The sequence below is a fragment of the Microbispora corallina genome (genome assembly GCF_016863035.1).
GTDB lineage: Bacteria > Actinomycetota > Actinomycetes > Streptosporangiales > Streptosporangiaceae > Microbispora > Microbispora corallina.
Map to the genome: position 1 here is coordinate 288,456 of NZ_BOOC01000011.1, position 24,714 is coordinate 313,169.

Consider the following 24,714-nt stretch of genomic DNA (forward strand, 5'->3'; position numbering starts at 1 on the left):
TGCCGAGCGGCCGGCGGGGCTCGACGCCGCCGTCGCCGATCACCTGCGCCGGGTCGGCCGATAGGTCAGCACCTGCGTGTGGCCGTCGAAGGTCCGGGCCTCGAGCAGCTCCAGGTCGAAGTCGTCGGCACCGTCGAAGATCCGGTCCACGCCGGTCGTCCCGGAGATGACCGGGAATACCGTCACCTCGATGATGTCGATCAGGCCGGCGTTCAGCAGCGCCCGGTTGAGCGTCAGGCTGCCGTGGGAGCGCAGCGGCACATCCGACTCGGCCTTGAGGCGCGTGACCACCTCGACGGGGTCTCCGGACTCGATGGTCGTGTCCGGCCACGCGAGCGGCTCGGTCAGCCGGCTGGAGAGCACCGTGACCGGGGAGTCGAACATGCGCGTGATCCACGCGTCGAACAGGCCGCGGTCGAGGCCCGCGTCGAGGAACGGCGCGTTCGACGAGTAGGTCGTGGCCCCGAGCACCATGCGCAGCGGGCCGCGGTAGGCGGCGGCGCGGTACTCCAGGAATTCGGGGCCCTGCTTGCCCCAGTAGCCGCCCCAGTCGCCCTTGTGGTTGGCGTAGCCGTCGAGAGTGGAGAAGATGTCGAAGGTGTAGGTGGCAGTCATGGTGTCTCCTCGCGGGAAGCCGGTCGCGCCCGCCTTGTGGCGGCCTCACCCCTGCTACGAACACCACCGCCCCGATCCGACACGCCTCCGGGATTTCTTCCAGAACTTTCCGGCTGTGGGGCCGCCTCCCCGGTGTCAGCCGGCGGTCCACTCGCTGCGCAGGATCGAGTAGTAGACGCTGTCGCGCCAGGTGCCGTCCCCGCGCGGCCAGTCGCGGCGGACCAGCCCGTCCCGCACCGCCCCCAGACGGTGCAGCGCCTGCTGGGACCGGACGTTGTCGGGGGCCGTGCGGAACACCACCTTCTCGCAGGCCAGCTCGGTGAAGGCGTGCTCCAGCAGGAGCCGCTTGGCCTCCCGGTTGATTCCCGCACCCCACCACGCCCGTCCGAGCCAGGTGGATCCGATCTCGACCTGCCGGCGCACGTCGTCCGGATACCAGTACGACGTGGTCCCGGCCACCTCCCGGCCGGCCACCACCGCGAACGGCAGCCGCACCGCCTCGCGGCTCAGCGCCGCACGGATCCACTCGCCCATGGCCTGCACGGTCGGCGGCCGGTCGTACGGCAAGGTGGCGAAGACCTCGTCGTCCGCCGCGGCCCACAGTCCCTCCGCGTGGTCGGGGGACAGCGGCTCCAGACGGACACGCGGGCCGGAAAGGACGAACGGGCGCCGAGGAAACACCCAAGAAGTCTGCCATCCGGCGCCCCGCGCCACCACCCGGGACGCCTCCGGCCCTTTCGCATGGCCAATTGACACGACGTCGGGCCTCTTGACGTCCGCTGCGCCGCGCAATTGTTATGTTTCTTTTCCTCTTATTCGCCGGCGCCATTCTTGGTGTCATTTCTCCGGGTGGCCGGATGGTGTCGTCCCCGGCCCGTAGTGGCTGCAAATAGCAAAGTGCCAGGTCAGCGAGCATGACAGGATGCGGACGCGGGCCGGGCACTCCTGGAGGGCATGGCAGGAAGCTGTCGCGGCGAGGCAACTTGCTGCCGCCGTTTCGCCTGGTTGTCGAGCTGTGGAAAGCGCAGAGTTGGTTGTGCGAGAACAAATCCACCGCTCACCGAAAAGAGTAAATGAAATGAACAGCCGGATTGCCTCCCCCGTGAATTCCCCCCGTTTCGCCAAGTGGTCGCTCGCGATTGTCTCCGGCGCCCTCGCCTGCGCCGCAGGGCTGGCCGGCTACGAGGTCGCCGCGGGCGGCACCACATGGGACTCCCCGCGGGCGGTGGCCGCCGGCACGACATGGGACTCGGCCCCGGCCACGGCCGACGGGACGACCTGGGACGCGGCGCCCGCCACGGACGACGGCACGACGTGGGACTCGGCTGGGACCACGGACGGCACGACCTGGGACTCCGTCGCTCACACCGACGGCACCACCTGGGACTGAGTCCGAAGGCGACGACCGATGCTTGTTCAGTTGACGATGCGCCGCACGGCCGGCCACGCGCCGCCCAACTCGCCGATCGACGGAATCCGGATCATGGCGCTGCTGCCCCGGAGATGGCGCGCCGACCTCACGCAGGCCACCGGGGACATCATCATCCGCGTCCAGACCGACGAGGACGTCACCGGTGCCGAGATCGGCGCCGAGATGGCCGAGATCCTCACCAATCCGGAGGTCAGCCACTGGCGGCTGGCGGCCTGCCGCACGCTCACCGGCCCCCCCGACACGAGGCCCCCCGACGCGAGGCCTCCTGACACAAGGCCCCCCGACGAGACCCCCGCCGACAGACGCCCCGACGCCGACCCCCTCGATACCAAACCCCCCGACAGAAAGCCGCCCGTCCCGCACGAGAAGGAGGAGCACCGATGATCGCCACCATCCTGAAGACGGCGGAGTGCCGCGTGTGGTGGGCCGACCCGTGGCAGCAGACCGTCGAGACGCTGACCAGCGTCCTCAGCGAGCCCGAGCTCGACCGGGCGGCCCGCTTCCACCGGGAGCAGGACCGAAGACGGTTCCTCACCGGCTCGTGGCTCCTGCGCACCGTGGCAGCCACGCAGCTGGGCACGTCCCCCGAGGACGTCCAGATCGAACGCCGGTGCCCGGACTGCCCCAAGCCCCACGGCAAGCCGTACGTGCGGACGGGCGGCGTCCCCCTGCACGTTTCGGTGTCCCACTCGGGGAACCGGGTGGTCGTGGGCGTCACGACCGCCGGACCCCTCGGGGTCGACGTGGAGGAGGTGCCGGCCGCCCCGGTCGACGAGCTGGCCGAGTGCGCGCTGTCGCCGTCCGAGCTGGAGCTCCTCGACGCGGTCCCCGCGTACGACCGGCACGCCGCCTTCGCGCGCGTGTGGGTCCGCAAGGAGGCCGTGCTCAAGGCCACCGGTCACGGGCTGCGGATCCCGCCGGACGAGGTCCTGGTCAGCGGCCCGGACGAGGCGCCCGCGCTGCTCGGCTGGCCGCTGGACGTCCCGCCCGAGAGCGTCCGGCTGCGCACGCTCGACCCCGGCCCCGGGTACGTCGGCGCCGTGGCCGTGGTCTCCGGCGCACAGGTGATCACCCTCTCGGAGTCGCACGCCCCCGACCTCGTCGAGGTCTCCCACGCGTACACGCTGCCCGCCGCCGCGTGACGCACGTTGACGAGCCCCCGCGCGGGACGGCTGAATGGCTGTGGGAGCCGCGCGGGAAGCCTCGTCGTCCGCCTCGGGCACAAGGCGGCCCGGCGCGACCCCCTCCGGGGTCGTCCGAGCCGTGAAGGAGAGGAATGACCTTCCGTGAACAAGCCCATCGTCCTGATCCCCGGCCCCTGGACGGGCGCGTGGATCTGGGAGCCCGTCACCCGCGGCCTTCGCCGGCTCGGCCACCGCGCGCTGCCGGTCACGCTGTCGGGCCTCGGCAGCGCTGACGGGGACGTGTCCGCCGTCGGCCTCGGCACGCACGTCGACGACGTGCTGGACTTCCTCGCCGCCGAGGACCTGACCGGCGCCGTCCTCGTCGCGCACAGCTACTCCGGCATCGTCGCCGGCCAGGTGGCCGACCGGACCCCCGAGCGGGTGGCCCACACCGTCTTCGTCGAGGGCTTCCTGCCCCACGACGGCAGGTCGATGCTGCACGCCTTCCCGGAGCGGCTGCGGGCCGACGAGCTCCGGCTCATCGAGGACAACCGGGGCCGCTGGCCGGCCCCCGACCCGTCGGTGGTGGCCGACGGCCAGGACCTCTCCCCGCGGCAGGCCCGCTGGCTCGCCGAGCGCTTCGTGGGCCACCCGGGACGTACGATCGCCGAGCCCGCCGTCCTCACCCGTCCGCTGGCCCAGCAGCGGGCCACGTACGTCATCTGCGAGAGGGAGCACTTCGGCGGCCGGGTCTCGGCCGACGTCACGGCGCTGCGCGCCGCCCCCTCCTGGACCTTCCACACGATCGACGCCGGCCACTGGCCGATGGTGTCGGCCCCCGGGCGGCTGGTCGACCTGCTCGCCGGCATCGCCGCCGCGGACTGACCCCGCGTCGTCCCGCCGGGGGGACCGGCGACACGGGATCGGGCCGTCGAATCGGGGGCGTCAGCGCGCGGCGGCTTCGAGGGCCTCGTCGCCGGTCTCCAGGAGGGTCTTCAGTGCGGAGAGGATCCGCGGCCAGCCCTCGCCGATGCCGGCCAGCAGGGCGCCGCCGGGCTCGAAGCCGTCGTGGACGACGGTGAGCCTGACCCCTTCCTCGACGGGCTCGATGTCGAACGTCACCTTCGACCGCGGCTCCGCGGTCAGCCGGGCCAGGGTCTCCTCGTCCATGCCGGTGGCGGCCCCCATCTCGGGGGTGAACGTGTGCCAGGTGTAGGCGAGCCGCCGGTAGGGGTAGCTCTCCAGGACCACCTGCTCCGGGCCCGTCGCCGTCGCGCCGGCGTAGTGCCAGACCATCGGCGAGCCGGGCGCCCAGTCGGTGTCGAACGTCGCCCCCCAGTAGCGGCGGGTGAACGCCGGATCGGTGAGGGCCCGCCACAGCCGCTCCGGGCTGGTGCCGATGTAGGTCGTGTAGACGAAGGCGTCGTCGGCCATCTCCGTTGCTCCCTGTCCGTGGTCCGAATATGCAGCCGTTTGGCTGCCTGAAACGATAGGCAGCCAAACGGCTGCATGTCAATCGGAACTCACGACGAGGGGAGGCCGGAGGCCAGGAGCGGCGCGCCGAGGGTGAACGCCACGGGACCCGTGGGGGCCGTCTCCTGCGGCCCCCTGGCGGCGCTGACGGCCACCTCGTAGGCGCGCCCGGGTTCCGGGCTCAGATCGCAGCTCGTGGCGGCGACGGGCAGCTCGGAGCGCCGGAACGGCTCCCCGGACCCCGTGTCGCGCAGGTGGAGCCAGTACCCGCTCGCGCCGAACACCGGTGTCCAGGAGATCCGCACGCCCCGGCCGTACGGACGGACGGTGAGGCCCCGGGCCGGCCGGATCGGCAGCGGGTCGGGCGTCCGGGGGATCGGGGCGGCGAAGTCCAGCCGGCCGCCGGCGAACGCCGCCGAGAACGCGCCGGCGAACGCCCTGGCGATCCTGAACTCCCCGACGCTGTTGGGGTGGAGCCCGTCGTAGGCGTCGTGCCGGGGGTCGTACACCCCCGCCAGGCCGACGGGCATGATCGGGGAGGAGGCCGTGGACAGCCGGTCAAGGAGGTCGGGCAGGCGCTCGTTGTACGACGCGGTGACGCGCGGCAGGTCCGGGCTGTGGCCGAGCGGGGTGCGGTGGACGACGTCGGCGACGAGGAACCGCAGACGGGGGTCGGCCGCCCGCGCCTCCCGGACGAACGTCCCGACGTCGGCGAGGAGGCGGTCGGGGCCGGACACCCCCCAGGCGAGGTCGTTGAAGCCGAGCCCGACCATCAGGTACTCGGGCCGGTGGGCGGCGACGGCGGCCCCGATGCCGTCCTTGGCCTCGGCGAGCAGCCGTCCCCAGCGGGCGTAGTGCCTGCTCCCGGGGAAGCTGATCCCGGGACGGTAGCGGCCCTCGCAGCCCGGTTCCGCGGCCCGCGCCGGGTAGCCGGGCGGCTGGCGGACGGGCAGCGTCGCGGTGCCCGTCCAGGGGCCGACGAAGCGCGCCGCCACCCCGTGGGCGTCGAAGTGCCGGGCCAGCCGGTAGCGCCAGGTGTAGTCGCCCTCCAGCCCCTGGCTGATCGAGTCGCCCACGATCATGATGGTCGGTGGCAGCATGGCGGGCCTCTCGGACGGCGTGCGCGCACGCTCGCGCCCGGCGCCGCCCCGGCCTCGGCGGGAGGCGGGAGCGATGCCGTGGTGCGTACGGCGAGGTGGAACGCGGCCCTGCCGGGAGGCGGCCTAGCGCGAGCGGGCCTCCGCACCCGGGTGAGGACCGGAGACCGGTGCGCTCGCCCGGGGCCGGGCGGCCGCCAGGCGCAGCAGCGGCCGGACGTACAGGAAGGCCAGGAGGCCGAGCCCGGCGAGGAGCAGCAGGGCGGTGAACACCCACTCCATCGAGCCGCCGGGACCGTAGACGCGGCTGGGCCGCCCGACGTCCACGGCCCTGGTGCGCTGCCCGGTCCGCAGGTAGTCGCGGTCGGCCCCGTACAGGGCGACGCCGGCGCGGAGGACCGTGCCGTCGTCGGAGCGGAAGTCGCCGGACCAGGTGCAGGCCTCGTGCCCCGGGTGCTCCACGCAGTCGAGCCGGGTGGCGGTGAAGGTGCCGGGGATCCCGTCCGCGCGGGCGGCCCGCACCGCCGGCCCGACGCTGGGCACGGCCAGGTACAGAAGGAACAGCCCGATGAGGGTCAGCACCGCGGTGAAGCCCGGGGAGCGCCGGCGCCCGGCGGGCGGTTCCTGCGCCATCACGCGGCGGCGGCCGCGGCGGCGGTGGCGGCGACGGGGGCCGCGCAGGTGCACACCATCAGCGCCCGTTCGGCGCGGCTCGGCCGCCGGTGCAGGATCATGGCGACGACCATGGGGATGGTCACGATGGTGTTGTAGAAGAGGTGCAGCTCCATCCGCGGCACCAGGAGCTGGATGATGCTCGTGGGCACCGGCCGCCCGAGCAGGTGGTCGCCCGTCATGGCCTGCAGGAGCAGGAGCAGGTGCTCGAAGTGGTGCCACACCTGGATCCCGAGCGACACGTTCCACCACACCCGCGCCCTGCCGGTGAAGCCGCGCCGCAGCGTGAGAAGCCCGATCAGCATGAGCAGGGCGTAGCCGTAGTGCATCCACTCCGACGTGACCAGCCACGGGAACGGAAGCCCCAGGACGCCGCGCGCCTGCGGGAGCGGCCAGCCGAGGACGTACACCTGGATGGCCTGGGCGATGTGCTCGGCCCAGTGGGCCACGACGATGAAGGCGAAGACGCCCAGCGCGGCGCGGTGGTAGCGGGTGTTGAGCGCGGACATCCACGTCCGGGAGGGCGTCGACGATGCGGCTTCGGTCGCCATGCGAGAACCTCGATCCCACGGATGCAAGTCGTCGCGCCGCGGCCGGCCGGGCGTGCACCGGTGCCCGGTGTCTGTCGGGCCAAGGGCGGCACGCCTCATTATTCGTTGATCGGCTAGAGGATGTTTCTCCCGGTTTGCTCTATTTCGCTTTTCGGGTGTGATCTTTCTCAGGCTCCCGGCCGAGTCGCCGGCTCAGACGAGAAGGGCCCAGGCGAGGCACCCGAACGCGGCGGCCGAGGCGGCCGCCCGCACCAGGTTCCACCGCACCCAGAGGGCCTCGAACCGGTCCCGGACGAGGCGCGGATCGGCGAGGCGGTCCGGCTCTCCGGCGGCGTCGAGCGCGTTGTTGAGCGGAATGTTGATCGCGAAGGTCACCGCGAGCGCGGCGCAGTGGAAGAGCAGGGCGGCCCCGGCCCACGGCAGTACCCGCCGCGCGTCCCCGCCCAGGTGCAGCGCCGCCGTCACGGCGGTCAGGATGGGCGCCCCGGCGAACGTGAGCGCGAACCAGCCGTTCAGGATCGCGACGTTGATCCGCTGCATCGCGTCCACGAGGGTCCGGTCGGCCGCGCGCCGCAGCCCCGGCATGACCGCGCAGGCGAACGCGTAGAACAGCCCGGCTAGCAGTCCCGACGTGAACACGGCGGCCAGCAGCGCGACCGTTCGCAGGGTGTCCGGCACGTTCGTCCTCCTCGTGGCGTTGCGGGGCCGTGGTACGCCGTCCGCGTGGCGTCGGTGGTTCGGTGGTCCCCAGTAAAGCGGCGGCCGTCGAGACGGGAAATGGCCGAGGATCGCGCTGACATACGCGAGCGTCTACGGTGGGTGTGTGGACGCCCTCGCGCGGCTCCTGGACGGCCCGAGGGCCGAGGGGGCCTTCCTGCTCCGCTCGCTCCTCGCCCCGCCCTGGTCGCTGCGCATCGAGGACCGGGCGCCGCTCACGCTGGTCGCCCTCGTCCGCGGAGGCGCCTGGATCCTGCCGGACGACGCGGAGCCGGTGCCGCTCGGCCCGGGGGACGTGGCGATCCTGCGCGGCCCGGACGCGTACACGGTCGCCGACGACCCGGGCACGCCGCCGCAGGTGGTCATCCACCCGGGGCAGCACTGCACGACGCCGGAGGGCGAGCCTCTCGGCGACGTGATGCGGCTGGGCGTGCGGACCTGGGGCAACGACCCCGGCGGGCCGGTGACGATGCTGACCGGCACCTACCAGATGCGCGGGGAGATCAGCCGCCGCCTGCTCGGCGCGCTGCCCGCGCTGCTCGTGCTGCCCGCCGAGGCGTGGGACGGTCCGCTGGTCGGGCTGCTGGCGGACGAGATCGTCAAGGACGAGCCGGGCCAGGAGGCCGTTCTCGACCGGCTCCTCGACCTGCTGCTGATCGCGGTGCTCCGCGCCTGGTTCGCGCGGCCGGAGGCGGAGGCGCCGTCCTGGTACCGGGCGCACGCCGACCCCGTCGTGGGGCGCGCCCTGCGGGCCGTGCACCGCGACCCCGCCCGGCCGTGGACGGTGGCCGCGCTGGCGGCGGAGGCGGGCGTCTCCCGCGCCGCGCTGGCCCGGCGTTTCACCGGCCTCGTGGGCGAGCCGCCCATGGCGTACCTGACCTCGTGGCGGCTCGCGCTCGCGGCCGACCTGCTCCGCGAGACCGACGCCACGATCGGGGCGGTGGCGCGGCAGGTGGGGTACGGCACCGCCTTCGCGCTCAGCGCCGCCTTCAAGCGGGAGCGCGGCGTCAGCCCCCGCGACCACCGCCGCGCCGGCGGCCGCGCCCGAGTGTGACCCCGGGGCGACGGCGCGGGATGTCCGTTGCCGGGGCATGCGGCTGGGCTCGTCCCGCCGGAGTGTGACAAGGAGCGCGTCCGCGGATCCCCATGAACGGCCCCGGACGCCTCTGGGCGCCCCCGTCGCCGGGTAAGGCCGGACAGGGGAGGAGGACGGCATGGACCTGGCCGGGGCGCGGGTGCTCGTCACGGGCGCGTCGTCGGGCATCGGGGCCGCCACGGCCGAGGCGATGGCCCGCAGGGGCGCGCGCCTGGCGCTCGCGGGGCGCGACGCCGCCCGGCTGGCCGGCGTGGCCGAGCGGACCGGCGGGCGCGCCCTCCCCGGGGACCTGACGGCCGACGCCGCCGACCTCGCCGCACGGGCCGGGCCGGTGGACGTGCTGGTGGCGAACGCGGGGGAGGGGTGGAGCGGGCCGCTCACGGTCATGCCGGACGGCACGCTGGAGCGGCTCGTCGCGGTGAACCTCACGGCCCCGATGCGGCTCACCCGGCTGCTGCTGCCCGCCATGGCCGAACGCGGCCGGGGCCATCTCGTGTACGTCGCGTCGATCGCGGGCGCGCTCGGGGTGCGGGAGGAGGCGGTGTACGCGGCGACCAAGGCCGGGCTGCTCGCCTTCGCCGAGAGCCTGCGCTACGAGGCGCGCGGCGTCGGCGTGACGGTCGTGCTGCCCGGCGTCGTGGACACGCCGTTCTTCGAGCGGCGCGGCCGTCCGTACACGCGGAGCCGTCCGGCCCCCGTCCCGCCCGAGAGGGTGGCGGCCGCGGTGGTCGCCGCCGTGGAGCGCGGCCGGGCCGAGGTGTACGTCCCCGGGTGGCTGCGGGTCCCCGCACGCCTGAGGGGCGCCGCGCCCGGGACGTTCCGCGCCCTCGCGCGCCGCTTCGGCCGTCCCTGAGTCCGCGACCTCATACGCCTGCCGTCAGGAGCCGCGCAGGGCCCGGAGGGACTCGCGCAGCGAGCCCAGGGTGGCGAACACCGCCGTCGGCTCGTAGCCGCAGTGGGCCATGCAGTTCGCGCAGCGCGGGTCGCGCCCCCGGCCGTACGCGCTCCAGTCGGTCTCCTCGACCAGCTCCCGGTACGTCGGCGCGTAGCCGTCGGCCATCAGGTAGCAGGGCCGCTGCCAGCCGAACAGCGAGTACGACGGGATGGCCCAGGCGGTGCACGGGAAGTCCACGCGCCCCTCCAGGAAGTCGAGGAAGAGCGGGGAGTGGTTGAACCGCCACCGGCGGCGGTTCCCGTTCGCGAAGGCCTTGCGGAACAGCTCCCGGGTCTCCCGCACGCCGAGGAAGCAGTCCTGGTCGGGCGCCTTCTCGTAGGCGTACCCCGGAGAGATCATCATCTCGTCCACGCGCAGGTCGTCGTTGAGGTAGTCGAGCACCTCGATGACGGTCTGCGGGCTGTCGGTCGTGTAGAAGGTGGTGTTCGTCGTCACCCGGAACCCGCGGCGCCGGCACTCCCGCACGGCGGCGACCGCCTCGTCGAACACCCCCTCCTTGCACACCGAGGCGTCGTGCCGCTCGCGCAGCCCGTCGATGTGCACCGTCCACGCGAAGTAGCGCGACGGGGTGAACTGGTCGATCTTCTTCGGGATGAGCAGGGCGTTGGTGCACAGGAACACGTACTTCCTGCGCCGGACCAGCTCCCCGACCAGCTCGGCGATCTGCGGGTGCATGAGCGGCTCGCCGCCGGCGATGGAGACCATCGGCGCGCCGCACTCCTCGATCGCGGCGACGGCCTGCTCGACCGGCATGCGCCGCCGCAGCACGTCGGCCGGGTGCTGGATCTTGCCGCAGCCCGCGCAGCGCAGGTTGCAGGCGAACAGCGGCTCGAGCTCCACGAGCAGCGGGAACTTGGAGCGCCCGCGGATCCTCTGGCCGAGGATGTAGCCGCCGACGCGTAGGGCCTGGCGGATCGGCATGGGCATCAGGGTCCTCCTTCGCTCGCGCGCGCCCGGCCGTCCCGCCCGTCCCGTCCGGCGCCGGACGCCCGCCGCGGGCCGGCCGGGCCGGAGCCGGGTTCGGCGGGCGGGGACCTGGTGGCCTCGTCCCATCGGACCAGGGCGGGACCGATCCGGCGCAGCGCGCGCAGGGCCGCGAGCGCGCCGGGGACGGTCGCCGGGCTGAGCAGGGGGACGGCGGGGGTGTCGACCACGACCCGGACGGCGGCGAACGGACGGCCCTCGGCGGCGGCCGCGAGCGGGCCGCTCTCCATGTCGGCCGCCCGGGCGCCCTCCGCCGCGAGGCGGCGCCGCCCGGCCCCGTGGACCACGCGCGGGGACGTCACGAGGGGGCCGGTCCGCACGGGCAGCCCCGCCCGCGCGAGGTCGGCCGCCAGCGCGGGTCCGTACGGGCAGGGGAGGACGGCGCCGTCCCAGCGGACCTCGGTCGCCACGAGGACGTCCCCCGGGCGGAGGCCGTCGTCGAGGGCGCCGCCGAGCCCGGCGACGGCGAGCGCGTCGAACGGCGGCAGCGCCGCCGCCGCGCGCGCCGCCCGCACGGGTCCCATTCCCACGCGCACCACCAGAGGGGAGCGCCCCGGCCCGCTCACCGAAGGAGAGCGTCGCGGCCCGCTCATCAGAGGGGAGCGCCGCGGCCCGTCATCGAGGCCGCGCCGGATCGCGCGCGACTCCAGAGCCAGCGCGACGCAGACGACGAGGCCGGTCACGGTGGCGCGTCCTCGCCCGCGCGCAGGTACCGGCCGAGCGCGCCGACCGGGAAGACGAGCCGGTAGAGGTGGTAGTTGATGTAGAAGTCGCCCGGGAAGCCGGTGCCCGTGAAGTGGGGCTCGTCCCAGGTGCCGTCCGGCCGCTGGTGCCCGGTCAGCCAGCGCACCCCCCGCTCCACCGCCGGCGACCGCCCGTCGGCGGCCAGCAGCCCGATGAGCGCCCACGCGGTCTGGGAGGCGGTCGAGGCGCCCTGGCCGATCCAGCGGCGGTCCCGGTAGGAGCGCAGGTCCTCGCCCCAGCCGCCGTCGGGGTTCTGGTGGGCCCTCAGCCACGCCGCCCCCCGCCGCACGCACGCCGCCCCCGGGCGCACCCCCGCCGCCAGGAGGGCGGGCAGCACGGCCCCCGTCCCGTACACGTGGTTGGCCCCCCACCGGCCGAACCACGATCCGTCCTGCTCCTGGGCCCGCAGCAGCCACAGCACGGCCCGCCGTACGACGGGGGAGCGGGCGTGCCCCTCGGCGGCCAGCGCCTCGACGACGTGCGCGGTGACGTCGGCCGACGGCGGGTCGATGACCGCGCCGAAGTCGCAGAACGGCAGCCGGGTGCACAGCGCGCGGGTGTTGTCGGCGTCGAACGCGGCGAAGCCGCCGTCGCGCGACGCCATCCCCGCCATCCACCGCAGCCCGCGGGCGATCGCCGGCCGCGCGTCGGCCCGGCCCGTACGGCGGAGGGCGAGGATCACCTCGGCCGTGTCGTCGGTGTCGGGGTAGCCGTCGTTGTCGAACTCGAACGCCCACCCGCCGGGAGGCAGCGCCGGCCGCCGGACCGCCCAGTCGCCGGTGACCGTGATCTCCTCGCCCAGCAGCCAGGTGGCGGCGCGGTCGACGGCGGGGTGACGGGCGGGCACGCCCGCGTCGAGCAGCGCCCCCACCGCGAGGGCCGTGTCCCACACCGGGGACTGGCAGGCCTCCAGCCTGCGGCCGTTCCCGTCGCGGATGGTGAAGCGCTCCAGCCCCTCCAGGCCCCTGCGGACGACCGGGTCGTCCAGGCCGCGGCCCTCCAGGTGGAGCGCGATGAGCGAGTAGACCCACGGCGGCTGGATCCCGCCCCAGGAGCCGTCGGCCTCCTGCCGGGCGACGACCCACTCCGCCGCCCGGCGCAGCGCGGCCCGGCGCAGCCACGGGACCGGCCGCCGCCCGTACCGGTGCAGCGCCCGGTCGAGCGCCTCGAAGGCCGCGTCCCAGCCCGTCCGCCGGCCGTGGCCGGGACGGCGGCCGGTGCGCAGCTCCGCGATGCCGAACGGCAGCGGCCGCACGGGCCGGTGCGCGCTCACGATGGTCAGCGGCACGATCGTCTGCCGGGCCCAGCAGGCCCAGTCGTACACGTTCAGCGGGACCCACGGCGGCAGGAGGATCATCTCCGGGGGCAGCACCGGGAGGTCGTCCCAGGGCCACTGGCCGAACAGGGCGAGCCAGATCCGGGTGAAGACCCTCGTCGCCTCGACGCCCCCGGCCTCCCGGGCGAAGGCGGCGGCCGCGCGCATGTGCGGCGCCTCCGGCGGGTCGCCCGCGAGCCGCAGCGCCACGTACGCCTCGACCGTGGTGGACAGGTCACCGGGGCCGCCGTGGAAGGTGGCCCAGGTGCCGTCGGCGCGCTGCTGGGAGCGGATCCAGCGGGCCGCCCCGTCCGTGTCCTCCGCGGTCCGCACGCCGAGGAACTCGCGCAGGAGCAGGTCCTCGGCGTCCATCGTCACGTTGGTCTGCAGCTCGCCCTTCCACCACCCTTCGGGCGACTGGAGGCCGAGCAGGTGGTCGCGGGCCGCGCTCAGCGCCGCCTCCGCCTCGCGCACGCCGGGAGCGGCGTCCCTGGCGATCGTCATGCCGGCCACCCCTCGGCCGCGCCGGGGACCTCCCCGGCCGCCGCCTGCTCCAGATGCCGCCTCGCCAGGCGGGCCGCCTCCAGGCCGCTGCGCACGGCTCCCTCCATCGTGTCGGGCCAGCCCGTGTCGGTCCACGCGCCGGCGAGGTACAGCCCGGGCCAGCGGGTGGCCGCGCCGGGCCGCAGCGCGCCGCTGCCGGGGGACTGGCGGAAGGTCGCCCGCCGCTCCCGGGTGACGAAGAAGTCGCGCACCGCGGCCCGCCGCGCGGCCGGGAGCAGCCGTACGAGCTCGGGGACGAACGACTCCCGCATCTCCGACGTCGGCACCTCGATCCAGCGCCGCGCGGCCGACACCGAGACCGCGAGGTACTGCCCGCCGGTCACCCCTCCTGCCACGGTCTTGTCGAAGATCCACTGCACCGGCGAGCCCACCGCGGCGGCGAACGGCAGCGTCGTGACCGGCCGGTCGTACACGACGTGCACGTTGACGATGGGGCTGGCTCCGAGCCCGCGCCACCGGTCCCGGCCGGGGGCCGCACCCGCGGGCACCAGCCGCGCCGCCTGCTGGTGGGGCGTCGCCAGGACCACGGCGGACGCCGCGATCCTGGCGCCGTCCACGACGATCCACGGCCCCGGGCCGACGGCCTGGACCTTGGCCGACAACCGGACCCGGCCGCCCCGCCTCTCGATCGCCGCGAGGGCGGCCGTCCCGTGGAGCTCGCCGAGGGGGACGGCGGGCACCCCGATGTCTGCGGCGCCGGCCCGCCCGAGCAGGGCCGTGGTGAAGACCATGGCGGCCGGGCCGAGCGCGGCCTCGTCGGCGCCGATGTTGAGGGCGGCCACCGCGAACAGGTCCCAGAGGGCGTCCCTGGCCGCCCGTCCCTGCCCGTGCTCGGCCAGCCAGGCGCCGAGCCCGATGCCGTCGAGCCGCGGGTCGGCCGGGTCGAGCCCGCGCAGCGCGAGCGCCCCGCGGACCGCCCGCAGCCGGTCGGCCGGCGAGAGCAGCCCGTACGCCGTGAGGGCGGGGAGCAGGTGGAGCGGCCCGGGCAGGCGTCCGCGGCGCAGCCGTCCCCGCCGCCCGCCGGGCGTGAGGACCCGCACGTCGAAGCGGTCCTGCAGGCGCACCCGGCCGGACACGCCGAGCCGGTCGAGCAGCCCGCGGTACGCCGTGCAGCAGCGCAGGAAGACGTGCTGGCCGTTGTCGGCCACCAGGCCGCCGCGATCGAAGGAGTGCGTGGCGCCGCCCAGCCGTGGCCGCGCCTCGTACACGGTCACCGGCAGGCCCGCCTCGGTGAGCGCGAGGGCCGCCGCGATGCCGGCGAGCCCACCGCCGACGACGGCGACCGGCGGCGGGCAGGCGTCGCGCCGCGTCATCGGCCGGCTCCCGCCACGGCGCGGGCGGCCACCATCGCCTTGACCCAGGGCGCGAGCGACAGGCGTCCCCCGAGCACGTCCGCCGGGTCGGAGGCGATGCGGCCGAGCAGTCGCCGGTAGATGCCGGCCATCGCCGCGGTGCAGGCGGCGCTGCGCCTGTCGAGCAGGCCGATGAGCCGCATGCCCTCGGCGTACCAGGTCAGCGCCCGTTCGGCCTCGAACCGGATGAGCCGCGTCAGGCGCTCGGGCGGGTCGGTGAAGCGCCCCTCCGCGTCGAGGCCGAGCATGCACCCGAACCGGCGCAGGTCCTCGCCCGGGAGGTAGACGCGCCCGGCCAGCCGGTCCTCGCCGAGGTCGCGCAGGATGTTGGTGAGCTGGAGCGCCACCCCGAGGGCGTCCGCCAGCCGCTCGGCCCGCCCGCCGCACTCCTCGGCGCAGCCGAACACGCCGAGCGACAGCCGCCCGATCGATCCGGCGACGTCGCGGCAGTAGGCCACGAGGTCGTCGTAGGTCTCGTAGGACGCCCCGGTGACGTCGGCCGTGCATCCGTCGATGAGCTCCTCGAACGCGGGGAGCGGGATGGGGAAGCGGGCCGCCGCGTCGTGCAGCGCGACGAGGACCGGGTCGCCGGGGTCGGGCTCCGCCGCGCGGATCTGCGCGCGGGCCGCGGACAGCGCCGCCAGCCGCCGATCCGCCGGTCCCGTGCCGTCCCCGATGTCGTCGACGCGCCGGGCGAACGCGTAGACCGCGCTGAGCGCCCGCCGCTTCGGCGGCGGCAGCAGCCGGATGCCGTACGCGAAGTTCCGCGCACGGAGGCGGACGATCCGCTCGCAGTGCCGGTAGGCCTCGGTCGCCGTCACCCGCTCACCTTCCCCTCGCGAGGATCCGCAGCCAGGCGCGCAGCAGAACGGTCCGGCGGGGCCGGACCGCGCGCCCGAGAACGTCGTGGCCGTGTCGTTCCAGGGCCGCGACCACGGCCCGGCCGCCCGCGACGTATCCGGCCACCGCCGTGCGCGCGACGCCGGGCAGCGTGCCGACCAGCGGCGCGCCCTCGTCGAGCAGGTGCGCGGCGCGCCGCGTCTGGAGCGCGACCACGTCGCGCAGCGGCTCGGTGTTTTGCACGGCAGTCAGGTCCGCCTCGGCGCAGCCGAGGCGCCGCAGGTCCTCCGCGGGCAGGTAGACCCGGCCGCGTGCGAGGTCCTCGCCGACGTCCTGGCAGTGCTCGAGGATCTGGAGCGCCGAGCAGATCCGGTCGGACAGCGCGATCCGGTCCGGGGTCGCGGCGCCGAAGACGTGGAGGACGATCCGCCCGACCGGGTTGGCCGACAGGGCGCAGTAGCCGAGCAGGTCGGCGAAGGTCTCGTACCGGCTCACCTCCTGGTCGCGGCGGTTCGCCTCCACCAGGTGGTGGAACGGCTCGGCGGGGACGGCGCAGGCCCGGACGGTGGGGGCGAGGACGCGCACCACCCCGAGGTGGGGTGGTCGTCCCGCGTACAGGCGGCGCAGGTCGGCGTCGACCGCGTCGAGCAGCTCCCGCCGCTCGCCCGGTGGGGCCTCGTCGCCGATGTCGTCCACCCGCCGGGCGAAGCCGTAGACCGCGAGGAGGTGCCGGCGGACGGAACGGGGGAGCAGGAGGGAGGCCACCGGAAAGTTCTCCCGGCGCGGGGGTGCCGCGTCGAGGTGGTGGAGCGCGGCCTCGGAGGACATGAGGGGAGGATCTCCTACGCATGTCGCTACAAAACACCGCATAAGGGACGTACGGCTTTGCCTGGGTAAGGGTCCGGAACGGCGACGGCCGCAACGGGGGCGGGTTCGTCCGGGGAGGGCAAAAGGCCGGTCGTCCTCTTCGGATGCTGGGGATGGTGTCCTTTCCCGCCGCTTTGGCCGTACCGGCGGGGGGTAAAAGCTTGCCGCCGTCCCGCGTCGCGGTGTCCTCCCGTCCCCCGGGGTACGACCTGCTGTGGGGCGTGAGCACGACCCGCGGGCAGGGGGCGCCGTACCCGGCGGCCGGGCACGCAGCCGGCGCGGGTCGGCGGACGGCCTGCGCAGGGGAGGCCACGTCGATGCAGCTCAGTGGACGGTCTGCCGCCCCGCGGCGGGCGCGGTCAGTGGACGGCGTGCTCCGCCAGCGGGCCGACCTGGAGACCGGCCGCCCGGCAGCGGTCCACCACCGGCGCGAGGGCCCCCAGCGCCGAGCGCCAGGAACCGGGTGCGGAGGTGTGGTCGCAGTCATGGAGCAGCAGGGTCGCGCCGCCGCGCAGGCCGGGCGTGAGGGACGCCTCGACCGAGGCGGGGGTGGCGCCCGCCGTCCAGTCGCGGCCCCAGGCCGTCCAGAGGACGGGGCGGAGCCCATGCCGGCGCGCCGCGATCAGGGCCTCCGCGCTCAGCACCCCGTAGGGCGGCCGGTACCAGGCCGGGCGCGTCCCCGTGACCTCGGTGACGAGGCGCGCGGCCCGGCCCATCTCGGCGGTGACCCGGCCCGGACGGCGGAGCAGGGTGGGGTCGTGACGCCAGCCGTGGACCGCCATCTCGTGACCGGCCTCGGCGATCCGGCGGCCCGTGCCGGGATGGCGTTCCAGCATCTCGCCCAGGACGAAGAAGGTCGCCCGGCAGCCGAGCCGGTCCAGCTCGTCGAGGAACCGCGGCGTGGAGGCGGGATCCGGGCCGTCGTCGAACGTCAGCGCGACGTGGCCGGGCGCGCCGTCCCCCGACAGCCCGGGCACCCACCGGCGTACGGCGGGCAGCCAGGTCGCGGCGGGCCCGGCGTGGAGCAGGGCGCCCCCGGCCAGCCCGAACGCCAGCGCGGCACGCGTCACCCCTCCAGTGTGCGCGACCGCCCCCGCGACCGTCCGGAGTGCCCGCGTGACGACGGCGGGGAGGGGGGCGGCCATGGCGACGGGGTTCCGGGGCGACGGCGGCGCGGACGGTCGACGGCGACGGTGTAGGTGAAGGCGGTGGGGTCGATGACCGCGGAGCGGGACAGGACGGTACTGATCCTCAGCGCCGGCATGGGCGCGGGGCATGACCGGGTCGCCGCGGAGCTGGCGTCCCGGCTCGCGGCGGGGGGCGCCGGGGCGCGGGTGCTCGACGTGCTCGACCTGCTGCCGCTGAGGCTCGGGGCCGCGCTGCGCGGCGGTTACCGATGGGCCGTCGGCTCGGCGCCCTGGCTGTACGCGCTGACCTACCGGGTCTTCTTCGTCTCCGGCCGGACGCCTCCGGCCTCGCCGCTGACGTGGCTGCTGGCGCGCCGCCTGGAGGAGGTCGTACGGCGCCTGCGGCCGGTGGCTGTGGTCTCCACGTTCCACGTGGCCGCGCAGGCCGCCGGGCACCTGCGGGCGGCGGGCCGGCTCGCGGTCCCCAGCACGGTGGTGGTCACCGACTTCGCGGCCCACCGGCTGTGGCTGCATCCGGGCAACGACCGGTACCTGTGCCCCGACCCCGCCACGGCCGCCGCGGTGTGCGCCGCCACCGGCCGCCCCGCGTACCGCCACGCGCCGCTCGTGCGGCCGGACGTCGCCCGGGTCCGCTCGGACGGTGCCCGCTCGGACGTCGCCCGGGTCCGCTCGGACGGTGCCCGCTCGGACGGTGCCCGCTTGGACGGTGCCCGCTCGGACGGGGTCCGCGAACAGTTGGGGGCGCGCCCGGGCGACCGGCTGGTGCTGGTCTCCGCCGGTTCCTGGGGCGTCGGGCGGGTGGAGGAGACGGCCCGCGTCCTGGCCGCGACCGGGCGCCACCTGCCCGTCGTGCTGTGCGGCGCCAACGACCGGCTGCGCCGCCGGATCGAGCGCGCGGGTGCCGGGCTCGCCCTCGGCTGGCGCGACGACGTGCCCGCCCTGCTCGCCGCCGCGTACGCCCTCGTGGACAACGCCGCCGGCCTGACCTGCAAGGAGGCGTTCGCCGCAGGCGTGCCCGTGGTGTCCTACCGGCCCATCCCGGGACACGGTGGGGACGGCGCCGCCGCGATGGCGCGGTCCGGGCTCGCCCTCTACGCCCGCGACGCGGCCCAGCTGGTCGCCGCCCTGGACCGGCTCGACGGCACGGCGGAGCGGGAGGCGCTGGTGGCACGGGCGGCGGCCCTGTTCAGCGCGGCGCCCGCCGAGTCGCTTGTCGCCCTTCCGCCGGAGTGAACGGCGCCTCGCCCTCCAGGGTGGCCGAGCGCGACAGCAGCAGGCTGCCGTACAGGATCAGGGCGATGCCGGCGAGCTCCGGCACGACCCAGGGGCCGGTGCGGATGTCCTCTCCGAACAGGGCCACGCCGTACGCCGTGCTGGCCACGGGATCGGTCACGGTGAGGGCCGGCTGGACGGCGACGAGCGGCCCGCTCTGCAGGGCGTTCTGCAGCAGGTACAGGCTGGCCAGCCCGGCGGCGACCATGGCGTAGAGCGACCAGGCGCGGGGCAGGTCGGCGAGCCCGCCGGTGGCCAGGGTGGTCGTGCGCTTCATCAGCACCGCGGTGTAGGCGAAGCCGAGCCCCGCGGCGACCCCCAGGAGGACGGCGCGCGGCGCCCCGCCCGCGGCAAGCGCGAGCGCGACGCAGCACGCGATGGCGCCCGCCGTCGCCCCTGCCGAGACGGCCCATCCGGCCACGCCGGGGATGCGGTCGCCCGGCTCGGGGGACGCGGCCGCGAGGAAGCCGCCGAGACCCGCCGTCAGCGCCCCGATGGCCACCCATGAGGCCGACTCGATCCGGACGCGGAACACCCGGCCCGCGAGCAGCATCGTGAACGGCAGCTCCGCCACGAGGATGGGCTGCACGAGCGCGAGGCCGCCCGTGGTCAGCGCGGCCGCCTGGAACAGGAACCCGCCGATGAGGGCGCCGATGCCGCCCAGCCACAGAGGGCGCCGGAGCAGATCCCAGATCAGCCCGACCCGGAACGCCTCCTCGGGGGGCGCCGCCCGCGCGGCGCGGCGCTGCAGCACCGACGCGACGGCGTTCGCCGCCGCCGCCAGCACCGCGAGGAGGATGGCGATGTGCACCGCGCGCCCCGATCCGTCGTCCCGGCCGGACTCTCCGGTATCCGTCCCCCTGTGGCCACGGGTCATGTCACGCGACGCTGCATATCCAATGCGTGTTTAAGGGAGTAAAGCCAATTAAATACCGACTTATTAATCTTTCGGGAGAATAGCGGCGTGGGGTCGGGTACGGGCGCGTTGTCCAACGCAATTCATCCGGAAAGGCGGAACGGACATGGTCCGACCGACCGGCCTAGCGGGCCAAACCGACGTGGCGGAGCTACGGCAGACATTCGACCGGGCGGGCTCCACGGCCCCCGCGCAGATCATGGACGGTCTCACGTTCCTGGCGGGGCTCTACCTCGCGATATCGCCGTGGGTCGTCGGGTTCTCCGGCGCCAGGAGCCTGGCGGTGAACAACCTGATCATCGGTCTGGCCGTCGCCGCCCTCGCCCTCGGCTTCGCGTCAGCGTTCGGCCGCACCTACGGCGTGAGCTGGATGACGCCGCTGTTCGGGATCTGGACGATCGTCGCGCCCTGGATCGTCAGCGGACGCCCCGCGACCACCGGGACGATCTGGAACAACGTGGTGACCGGCATCCTCATCTTCGTGTTCGGCGCGGGCGCCCTCGCTACGGCGCTGGCGTTCCGCAGGCAGCGGCACGGTGAGACGACGGGCCGCCGGCTCGGCAACTGGTAGCCACGCGCGTGGGCCGCATCCGGGCCGCCCGACGCCCGTCGTCGGCGGCCCAGCGCGGCCCTCGTCTCTTTTCACGGCACGATCTTCCCCGGCGGATCTTTCACGGCGGACCTTTAACGACGGACGGCCCTTGTACGGGGGGTGAGCCGCCGGGACGACCGGTTTGCCCCCGAAGGCCGGGGGTACCCGAGGTGCATGTCCGAGCAGCCGAACAGCACACCGCCACCGCAGACACAGCAGTACCCGGGCGAGAGCGGGCAGATGACGCCCGAGCCCCGGGACGAGATGCGCGACTACGTGGGCCGCGGCCTCCTGGAAGGCAAACGCGCCCTGGTCACGGGCGGCGACTCCGGCATCGGACGGGCCGTGGCCGTCGCGTTCGCCAAGGAGGGCGCCGACGTCGCCGTCGCGTACCTCACCGAGCACAAGGACGCCCAGCACACCCAGGAGCTCGTCGAACGGGAGGGCCGCCGCTGCGTGACCATCCCCGGCGACCTCGCCGACGCCCGCCACTGCGACGAGGTCGTCGAGCGGACCGTCCGCGAGCTGGGCGGGATCGACGTGCTCGTCAACAACATCGCCACGCAGTCGCCCGTCCAGTCGCTGGAGGAACTGTCCGACGAGCAGTGGGAGCGGACCTTCGCGGTCAACATCCACAGCTACTTCCGGGTGACCAGGGCCGCCCTCCGGCACATGGGCGAGGGCGGGGCCATCGTCAACACCTCGTCGATCAACGGCCTGCGCGGCAACAAGACCCTGATCGACTACTCGGCGACCAAGGGCGCCGTCAACGCGTTCACGTACTCGATGGCGCAGGTGCTCGTCGACCGGAGGATCCGGGTCAACGCCGTCGCGCCCGGGCCCGTCTGGACGCCGCTCATCCCCTCGACGTTCCCGGAGGAGAAGGTCGCGTCGTTCGGGGAGCAGGTGCCCATGAAGCGGGCCGCCCACCCCGACGAGATCGCGCCGTCGTACGTCTTCTTCGCCGCCGACCGCCTCTCGTCGTACTACACGGGCGAGGTGCTCGCCCCCATCGGCGGCGAGACCCTGCCCGGCTGACGACGCCGCGTCCCCCGCGGCCCCGGCCCGCGCAGGACGGGACCGGCGGGCGTCATGATCGGCGTTCGGAGATCACCGGACGGCAGGGCCGCAGCATGGCGAGGCCCCGGGGCGGACATCGCTCCCGGGGCCTCGCCATGCGCGCCGGCCCTTCTCGGGCCCGTTCCGCCGCCGCCGTTACGCGCCGGTCCCGCTCATGCGCCGTCCTCGTTCAGGCGCCGGCTGTGCTCCTGCAACTCGTCGATCAGCTTGGACGCCTCGGCCTTGCTGAGCCCCTCCGGGACGTCCCGCCCCGCCTCCCGGGCGAGCGTGCGCAGGTAGGACTCCTGCGGCGCGGTCATCGGCTCGTCGCCGGTCGCCCAGTCCTCCGGGTCCTTCTCGACAGGTCCTCGATCCATGACTCCTCCAGTATCGAACCTCCGTTCGCCTACCCGCGCGGCGGCGCCGATAACAGGAGGGAGCCGAGGTCAGCCGGCCGGCACGTGCCGCACGTACTGCGCCTGGGTGGAGCGGGCCTGCGGCTCCCGGCCGGCGCGCCTGTCGAGGGCGCGCGCCGCGAGGACCGCTCCGGCCGCGCACCCCGCGAGCAGCGCCGCCGTCGTGGCGACGATCCCGGCGCCTCCGGCCGGCGCCGCCGCCTCCCGTACGGCGGGCCGGCGCCACGCCTTGAGCCACAGGGCCTCGGCCGCCGCGTCGAGCAGGTACGTGGGACGGATCCGGCCGATCGGGACGTAGGTCAGGTCGATCGCGAGCAGCGTCCCGGCCGTGGCCATGCCGATCCGCCGGGCCTGCTCGACCCCCTCCGGTGTGGACGCCCCCCGGAGCTGGGTCCAGCCGATGCCCACGAGGAGGCCGGCGACCGTGCGTTCCAGCCACCGGTCGGTCTTCGGGCCGAACACCTTCTCGAAGCTCTCCACGTGCAGCAGCGGCCACATCCCGCCCGCGATGTTGAAGAGCCCGTGGGCGCGGGCGAGAGCCGCCGCACCCCTGCCGTCCTGGATGTCCATAGGCCGTCGATGCCCGGGGCCGAATCCGACAAACCACGCTTTCCGCCGTCCACGAAACCGGCCCGCGCACGCCCGCACCCCTCGCGACGTAAGGGTTCCGCACCACCGGCCGGTCGCGCTCCCGCCTCGGGCTCAGCCGTCCGTGCCCATGGCCTCGCGGATGAGGTCGCGGGTCCGGTCCATGATGGCGACCGGCGGGCCGAGCAGCACGCTCGCCGTCGCCGACTCCACACCCGGGTGCGGACGCGTGGGGGCCATCGCCTCCGCCGCCTTGACGCCGAGGGTCATCGACCGGCGCTCGGCCTCGCTCGTCAGGGCCCGGAGCGGGGTGAACTCGTACCGTTCCTCGCTGCGGGCGTGGGCGAGGACGGCGGCCCGCAGCACCCGGAGGTTCTTGTCGAACTCCGGGTCGTCCGGGCCCATCTTGTCGAGCCTGTCCAGCATCTCCTTCGCCTCGTGCTCCTCGGCCAGCCGCTCGTCGACCACGGCCTCGCCGCCGTCGAGCACGCGCCGGGCGACGGGGTGCACGATCTCCTCCTCCGCCGTCTCGTGCACGGCGAGCACGCGGACCAGGCGGCGGAACGCCCCGGCCCTGTCGCCGCCCGTCTCGACCTCGTCGAACAGGTCGCGGATCAGGGCGTGCTGGAGCAGCAGAAGATCGACGACGTCCGCCTCGTCCGTCGTCTCCGTCGTGGGCCGGTGGTCGCTCATGGGGGTCTCCTCCGTGTGGACGTCCCGCCCCAGCTACCCTGGCCCGTCGCCTGAAACGGCGGGGACGGCGCCACGTGGGGCCCCCGCTGGCCGGCCATCGCGGTCGGGTCGCCGCCCCGCGAGCGGGCGCCGGCTCAGCCGCCGCCGGTCTCCTCGGCGCGTGTCGAGACGTGGGCGCGGCCGTCGTCGCCCAGGTAGACCAGGCCCTCCCCGCTCAGCACGTCGACCGCGCGCCGGACGTCCTCGGGCCGCACGCCGTGCTCCTCGACGAGGGTCTCCTCCGGCGGGAGCGGGCAGTCGGGTTCGATCCGCCCGTGCAGGATCTCCTGCCGCAGGGCCGCCGCGAGCCGCCGGTACGCGGGGTCGGGTTCCTCGGGTTCGTTCACCACAGCCCGGACACTCCCCCCGGCGCGCCGTCCTAACCCGGCCGGGACGAGCCCGCCGCGGTCAGGAGCGGCCGGGTTCGACGACGACCTTGAGGCCGCGGCGGGACACGGCGGCGGCGAACGCCTGCTCCGCCCGCGCCAGCGGGAACCGCTCGGTGACCAGCGAGGACACGTCGATCCGCCCGCTCTCGACGAGACGTGCGGCACGGGGGTAGGTCGCGTTCATCCGGCGGACGAGCGCCAGCGTGAGCCCCTTCCGCCGGGCCAGGGACGCCGGGAAGGACGTCCGGTCGTCGTCCGGGATGCCGGCGAGCACCACGCGGCCGCCCGGCCGGGCGGCCGCGAGGGACGTCAGGACCGCGTCGTCGTTGCCCGCAGCCTCGAACGCCACCTCCGCCCCAGGACCGGCGAGTTCCTCCCACGCCTCCGGGGTCGCGTCCCCGGGTGTGAGCGCGTGGTCGGCGCCGAGCCGGAGGGCGGCCTCCCGGCGATGGGGGAGGGGATCGACCGCGACGACGGTCGAGGCGCCGGCCAGCCGCGCGAGCTGGACCAGCAGCAGCCCGATCGGCCCGCACCCGACCACGGCCACCGGGGCGCCGAGCTTCACATGCCCGAGGTCGGCCGCGTGCAGCGCCACGCCCAGAGGTTCCAGCATCGCCCCGTCCGCGTCGGAGAGCGCGTCGGACAGCGGGTGCAGCAGGTCGTCCGGCCACGCCATCAGCTCGCGCAGCGCGCCGTCGAGCGTCCCGTGCCCGGCGAAACGCACGTCCGGGCAGAGGTTGCCCCAGCCGGTCCGGCAGGTCGCGCAGACGTCGCAGGGGATGGCCGGGTCGACGGCCACCCGGGTGCCCGCTCGGGGACCGCTCTCGATCACGCCGGCGAACTCGTGTCCCACCACCAGCGGGCGGCGCAGCGTCGCGTCGCCGATCCCGCCCTCGGTGTACCAGTGCAGGTCGGATCCGCAGAGCCCGACCGCCGTCACCCGGACCAGGCTCTCCCCGGGACCGGGTACGGGCGCGGGCTCGCGGTGGAGCCGCAGGTCCTGCACGCCGTGGAGTCGGGCGGCGGTCATCGGCCCGTCGTCCGCGACGCTCGCGAAGACGCCGGCGGGGACGTCGCCAGTGATGCTCACGCAGCCTCCTGTTCCCTGTCCGATACGCGGCGGAACCCGTTTAGTGTCCAAAAGGCCGGGATTCCGGGCGGTGCGCCCACGATGCTAACCCCGCCAAGATCGGGGCCCGAGGCA

General features: G+C 75.0%; 29 protein-coding genes. 9 read left to right on the forward strand and 20 right to left on the reverse strand.

The features are described from left to right. Positions 1-39: 39 nt before the first annotated feature. Together Mco01_RS14945 and Mco01_RS14950 are read right to left on the reverse strand one after the other, a co-directional pair. The gene (locus Mco01_RS14945) at positions 40-615 is read right to left on the reverse strand and encodes a dihydrofolate reductase family protein (protein WP_204057491.1); all 576 of its coding nucleotides are present in this window, start codon (positions 613-615) and stop codon (positions 40-42) included. Between the two features lie 135 nt (positions 616-750). After that, a complete protein-coding gene (locus tag Mco01_RS14950; RefSeq protein ID WP_204057492.1) occupies positions 751-1,296 on the reverse strand; it encodes a GNAT family N-acetyltransferase in 546 nt (181 codons plus the stop codon). A 421-nt stretch (positions 1,297-1,717) separates the two neighbouring features. On the opposite strand from Mco01_RS14950, the gene Mco01_RS14955 reads away from it, so the two are divergent. The 4 genes from Mco01_RS14955 (at position 1,718) to Mco01_RS14970 (ending at position 4,056) form a co-directional block, all read left to right on the forward strand. Beyond that, positions 1,718-2,005, forward strand: a complete 288-nt coding sequence (locus tag Mco01_RS14955) for a hypothetical protein (RefSeq protein WP_239103611.1) — start codon at positions 1,718-1,720, stop codon at positions 2,003-2,005. Between the two features lie 18 nt (positions 2,006-2,023). Beyond that, the gene (locus Mco01_RS14960; RefSeq protein ID WP_204057494.1) at positions 2,024-2,431 is read left to right on the forward strand and encodes a hypothetical protein; all 408 of its coding nucleotides are present in this window, start codon (positions 2,024-2,026) and stop codon (positions 2,429-2,431) included. Continuing rightward, on the forward strand, positions 2,428-3,189 hold the full coding sequence (locus Mco01_RS14965) for a 4'-phosphopantetheinyl transferase family protein (RefSeq protein ID WP_204057495.1): 762 nt from the start codon (positions 2,428-2,430) through the stop codon (positions 3,187-3,189). The genes Mco01_RS14960 and Mco01_RS14965 overlap by 4 nt, the downstream gene beginning before the upstream one ends. Positions 3,190-3,333: 144 nt before the next feature. Then, a complete protein-coding gene (locus tag Mco01_RS14970; protein ID WP_204057496.1) occupies positions 3,334-4,056 on the forward strand; it encodes an alpha/beta fold hydrolase in 723 nt (240 codons plus the stop codon). 60 nt (positions 4,057-4,116) lie between these two features. Here Mco01_RS14970 and Mco01_RS14975 read toward each other — a convergent pair whose 3' ends face one another. The 5 genes from Mco01_RS14975 to Mco01_RS14995 all read right to left on the reverse strand — a co-directional run bounded on the left by Mco01_RS14975 (position 4,117) and on the right by Mco01_RS14995 (position 7,642). Beyond that, positions 4,117-4,605 (reverse strand): SRPBCC family protein, encoded by a 489-nt coding sequence (locus tag Mco01_RS14975; RefSeq protein ID WP_204057497.1) that lies wholly within the window; start codon positions 4,603-4,605, stop codon positions 4,117-4,119. An 89-nt stretch (positions 4,606-4,694) separates the two neighbouring features. Next, complete coding sequence (locus Mco01_RS14980; protein ID WP_204057498.1) at positions 4,695-5,744, reverse strand: GDSL-type esterase/lipase family protein; 1,050 nt, start codon at positions 5,742-5,744, stop codon at positions 4,695-4,697. 123 nt (positions 5,745-5,867) lie between these two features. Next, on the reverse strand, positions 5,868-6,374 hold the full coding sequence (locus tag Mco01_RS14985) for a hypothetical protein (RefSeq protein WP_204057499.1): 507 nt from the start codon (positions 6,372-6,374) through the stop codon (positions 5,868-5,870). Continuing rightward, positions 6,374-6,964: a hypothetical protein gene (locus Mco01_RS14990; RefSeq protein WP_204057500.1), complete on the reverse strand. Its 591-nt coding sequence runs from the start codon at positions 6,962-6,964 to the stop codon at positions 6,374-6,376. Before Mco01_RS14990 ends, Mco01_RS14985 begins: the two co-directional genes overlap by 1 nt. Before the next feature lie 192 nt (positions 6,965-7,156). Next, positions 7,157-7,642: an anthrone oxygenase family protein gene (locus Mco01_RS14995; protein WP_204057501.1), complete on the reverse strand. Its 486-nt coding sequence runs from the start codon at positions 7,640-7,642 to the stop codon at positions 7,157-7,159. Between the two features lie 145 nt (positions 7,643-7,787). Here Mco01_RS14995 and Mco01_RS15000 point away from each other — a divergent pair, with 145 nt between their 5' ends. Together Mco01_RS15000 and Mco01_RS15005 are read left to right on the forward strand one after the other, a co-directional pair. Further along, positions 7,788-8,735, forward strand: coding sequence for an AraC family transcriptional regulator (locus tag Mco01_RS15000; RefSeq protein WP_204057502.1), 948 nt, complete (start codon positions 7,788-7,790; stop codon positions 8,733-8,735). A gap of 160 nt (positions 8,736-8,895) precedes the next feature. Beyond that, positions 8,896-9,630, forward strand: coding sequence for an SDR family NAD(P)-dependent oxidoreductase (locus Mco01_RS15005; RefSeq protein ID WP_204057503.1), 735 nt, complete (start codon positions 8,896-8,898; stop codon positions 9,628-9,630). Positions 9,631-9,654: 24 nt separating this feature from the next. Here Mco01_RS15005 and hpnH read toward each other — a convergent pair whose 3' ends face one another. From hpnH to Mco01_RS15040, 7 genes are all read right to left on the reverse strand, one after another. Then, positions 9,655-10,659 (reverse strand): adenosyl-hopene transferase HpnH, encoded by a 1,005-nt coding sequence (gene hpnH / locus Mco01_RS15010; protein ID WP_204057504.1) that lies wholly within the window; start codon positions 10,657-10,659, stop codon positions 9,655-9,657. Next, positions 10,659-11,399 (reverse strand): phosphorylase family protein, encoded by a 741-nt coding sequence (locus Mco01_RS15015; RefSeq protein ID WP_204057505.1) that lies wholly within the window; start codon positions 11,397-11,399, stop codon positions 10,659-10,661. Before Mco01_RS15015 ends, hpnH begins: the two co-directional genes overlap by 1 nt. Continuing rightward, a complete protein-coding gene (shc, locus tag Mco01_RS15020; RefSeq protein ID WP_204057506.1) occupies positions 11,396-13,279 on the reverse strand; it encodes a squalene--hopene cyclase in 1,884 nt (627 codons plus the stop codon). Before shc ends, Mco01_RS15015 begins: the two co-directional genes overlap by 4 nt. Beyond that, the gene (hpnE, locus tag Mco01_RS15025; protein ID WP_204057507.1) at positions 13,276-14,652 is read right to left on the reverse strand and encodes a hydroxysqualene dehydroxylase HpnE; all 1,377 of its coding nucleotides are present in this window, start codon (positions 14,650-14,652) and stop codon (positions 13,276-13,278) included. Before hpnE ends, shc begins: the two co-directional genes overlap by 4 nt. Then, positions 14,649-15,512: a presqualene diphosphate synthase HpnD gene (gene hpnD, locus Mco01_RS15030; RefSeq protein ID WP_204057508.1), complete on the reverse strand. Its 864-nt coding sequence runs from the start codon at positions 15,510-15,512 to the stop codon at positions 14,649-14,651. Before hpnD ends, hpnE begins: the two co-directional genes overlap by 4 nt. 4 nt (positions 15,513-15,516) lie before the next feature. After that, the gene (gene hpnC / locus Mco01_RS15035; RefSeq protein WP_204057509.1) at positions 15,517-16,359 is read right to left on the reverse strand and encodes a squalene synthase HpnC; all 843 of its coding nucleotides are present in this window, start codon (positions 16,357-16,359) and stop codon (positions 15,517-15,519) included. A gap of 398 nt (positions 16,360-16,757) precedes the next feature. Beyond that, entirely contained in the window at positions 16,758-17,468 is a 711-nt protein-coding gene (locus Mco01_RS15040) for a polysaccharide deacetylase family protein (RefSeq protein ID WP_204057510.1), read from the reverse strand. 147 nt (positions 17,469-17,615) lie between these two features. Here Mco01_RS15040 and Mco01_RS15045 point away from each other — a divergent pair, with 147 nt between their 5' ends. Then, positions 17,616-18,779 (forward strand): MGDG synthase family glycosyltransferase, encoded by a 1,164-nt coding sequence (locus Mco01_RS15045; protein WP_204057566.1) that lies wholly within the window; start codon positions 17,616-17,618, stop codon positions 18,777-18,779. Here Mco01_RS15045 and Mco01_RS15050 read toward each other — a convergent pair. Further along, positions 18,733-19,629, reverse strand: a complete 897-nt coding sequence (locus Mco01_RS15050; RefSeq protein ID WP_204057511.1) for a DMT family transporter — start codon at positions 19,627-19,629, stop codon at positions 18,733-18,735. The genes Mco01_RS15045 and Mco01_RS15050 overlap by 47 nt on opposite strands. A 247-nt stretch (positions 19,630-19,876) precedes the next feature. Here Mco01_RS15050 and Mco01_RS15055 point away from each other — a divergent pair, with 247 nt between their 5' ends. Further along, positions 19,877-20,305: an SPW repeat protein gene (locus Mco01_RS15055; protein WP_204057512.1), complete on the forward strand. Its 429-nt coding sequence runs from the start codon at positions 19,877-19,879 to the stop codon at positions 20,303-20,305. Positions 20,306-20,500: 195 nt separating this feature from the next. Further along, a complete protein-coding gene (locus Mco01_RS15060; RefSeq protein ID WP_204057513.1) occupies positions 20,501-21,364 on the forward strand; it encodes an SDR family oxidoreductase in 864 nt (287 codons plus the stop codon). A gap of 194 nt (positions 21,365-21,558) precedes the next feature. Here Mco01_RS15060 and Mco01_RS15065 read toward each other — a convergent pair whose 3' ends face one another. The 5 genes from Mco01_RS15065 to Mco01_RS15085 form a co-directional block, all read right to left on the reverse strand. Next, the gene (locus Mco01_RS15065; RefSeq protein ID WP_204057514.1) at positions 21,559-21,762 is read right to left on the reverse strand and encodes a DUF3072 domain-containing protein; all 204 of its coding nucleotides are present in this window, start codon (positions 21,760-21,762) and stop codon (positions 21,559-21,561) included. A gap of 69 nt (positions 21,763-21,831) precedes the next feature. Continuing rightward, positions 21,832-22,371, reverse strand: coding sequence for a hypothetical protein (locus tag Mco01_RS15070; RefSeq protein WP_204057515.1), 540 nt, complete (start codon positions 22,369-22,371; stop codon positions 21,832-21,834). 132 nt (positions 22,372-22,503) lie between these two features. After that, positions 22,504-23,082, reverse strand: coding sequence for a hemerythrin domain-containing protein (locus Mco01_RS15075; protein WP_204057516.1), 579 nt, complete (start codon positions 23,080-23,082; stop codon positions 22,504-22,506). A gap of 134 nt (positions 23,083-23,216) precedes the next feature. After that, positions 23,217-23,468: a GntR family transcriptional regulator gene (locus Mco01_RS15080; RefSeq protein ID WP_204057517.1), complete on the reverse strand. Its 252-nt coding sequence runs from the start codon at positions 23,466-23,468 to the stop codon at positions 23,217-23,219. Between the two features lie 61 nt (positions 23,469-23,529). Continuing rightward, complete coding sequence (locus Mco01_RS15085; protein WP_204057518.1) at positions 23,530-24,600, reverse strand: zinc-binding dehydrogenase; 1,071 nt, start codon at positions 24,598-24,600, stop codon at positions 23,530-23,532. Positions 24,601-24,714: the final 114 nt, after the last annotated feature.